The following is a 488-nucleotide window of genomic DNA, read 5'->3' as shown; positions in this document are numbered from 1 at the left end:
CGGGTGTTCACCTCTTCCCATTCCGAACAGAGCCGTTAAGCCCCGGTGCGCCTATGGTACTGCCTTCACCGGTGGGAGAGTCGGTCGCCGCCAACCTTATTTGCCCCAACGCCCCCCGCCCGCTTTCACCAGCCGCAGGGGGCGTTTTGCGTTCGTGGTATGGTTAGCCTTGATTGCGTTCGGGCTGGTGATACTGTATTAATTACCTCCGTACTTCCATTATATGCATGACTATTCAGGCTACTAAAGACTGAATGCTTTAACAATCGCGCATTAAATTGCCTTTTAAGAACAATCTATAAATACTTAGGGGCTTAGGAAGCAAAAGTCTAAAAACAGGGCGTAACTTACTGTTATGCAACTTGCTAACTGCTATTATAAGTGCAGCGAAATTTCCGAGGTCAAATTTCGCTACTTGTTACGGCTTTTTGCCCTGGATTTGACGGCCTCGGATGCGGCCCGACTCACGGGCTTGAGCACCCGCACCG

At 50.4% G+C, this 488-nt stretch carries 1 rRNA gene and 1 pseudogene; both read left to right on the top strand.

Annotation, left to right across the window (positions count from 1 at the left end):
* Window positions 1-96: ribosomal RNA gene (gene rrf, locus BEN47_RS02215) — 5S ribosomal RNA — on the top strand; the annotation flags it as partial.
* A gap of 259 nt (window positions 97-355) precedes the next feature.
* Window positions 356-488: pseudogene (locus BEN47_RS21920) on the top strand (IS1595 family transposase); the annotation flags it as partial.

Origin of the sequence: Hymenobacter lapidarius, from assembly GCF_001816145.1 — a bacterium.
GTDB lineage: Bacteria > Bacteroidota > Bacteroidia > Cytophagales > Hymenobacteraceae > Hymenobacter > Hymenobacter lapidarius.
This window is presented reverse-complemented; position numbering and strand designations above follow the sequence as displayed.